This is a genomic window from Acinetobacter sp. 228 (assembly GCF_048147885.1).
The window spans coordinates 1-1,153 of record NZ_JAYWYV010000454.1 but is presented as its reverse complement, the minus strand read 5'-3'; the positions used below and the strand labels follow the sequence as shown (position 1 = coordinate 1,153).

The 1,153-nt window shown below is 39.9% G+C and carries 2 protein-coding genes; both read left to right on the top strand.

The genetic code is table 11. The features are described 5' to 3' along the window. A partial coding sequence (locus VXQ92_RS19810; RefSeq protein ID WP_416682941.1) for a phosphotransferase occupies positions 1 to 521 on the top strand: 521 nt, incomplete at its 5' end. Next, the coding region (locus tag VXQ92_RS19805) for a histidine phosphatase family protein (protein ID WP_416682940.1) at positions 518 to 1,153 on the top strand (636 nt) is incomplete at its 3' end. The genes VXQ92_RS19810 and VXQ92_RS19805, both read left to right, overlap by 4 nt.

Below are 1,153 nucleotides of genomic sequence, written 5' to 3'. Positions count from 1 at the left end.
ATAATATCCCTCAAGATTCTACAACTTGTATTATTCACAATGATTGGCGTTTTGATAATGTGATTTTAGATCCAAAACATCCAACTGAAGTGATTGGGGTACTGGATTGGGAAATGGCGACTTTGGGTGATCCTCTAATGGATTTAGGTAGCGCTTTGGCCTATTGGGTTGAGCCCACGGATAATATGATTTTTAGATCGACACGCCGTCAGCCTACCCATTTAAAGGGAATGTTCTCTCGTAAAGAAGTCGTTGACTATTATTTGCAAAAAACTGGTCTGGAACCTCAAAACTGGACTTTTTATGAAGTGTTTGGTGTATTCCGTTTAGCCGTGATTGCTCAGCAAATCTATTATCGTTATTACCATAAACAAACCCGAAACCCTGCTTTTAAAGATTTCTGGATTGTCATTCATGCGCTACATATCAGAGCTTTAAAACTTATCGCCCAGCAAAAATTGCAAGAATCGGAATTTGCTCAGCAATCTCTACAGAAAATACAGGGTATTTTAAGAAGATGACCACAATTTATCTGGTAAGGCATGGACAGGCATCATTTGGTAAAAGTAACTATGATGAGTTGTCTGAAAATGGTGAAGCTCAAGCGACTTTATTAGGCCAATATTTTAAGAAAATATTGAAAGAACAACCTTATGTAGTTGCAGGAACTATGCAGCGCCATGAACAAACTGCACAGCTTGCACTAAAAGAATGTTTTCCAGATGCGGTAATTCATCATAATAATTTATGGAATGAGTTTAACCATCAACAGGTTTTTGCCCGTTATGAGCCGCGTTTTGAACAGCCTGAACTGTTAAAAGCCGATGTCGCAAAAGAGCATAACCCTCGCGCGTATCTTGCCAAAATCTTTGAAGGTGCGATTGAACGATGGACCGAAGGCGATTTTCATCATGAATATGATGAGTCTTGGCCGCATTTTAAAAATAGAGTCGAAACGGCGCTACAGCAACTTTGTGATGAGTTGGCAAAAACCAAACCTCGTTATGCAGTCGTTTTTACCTCGGGTGGTGTGATTTCGGTAGCAATTGGCAAGCTGCTTGAACTGAGCCCTAATCGAACTTTTGCTTTGAATTGGGCAATTACCAATACAAGCCTCACGACTTTACGTTTAGTTGGAAATGAAGCTCAGGTT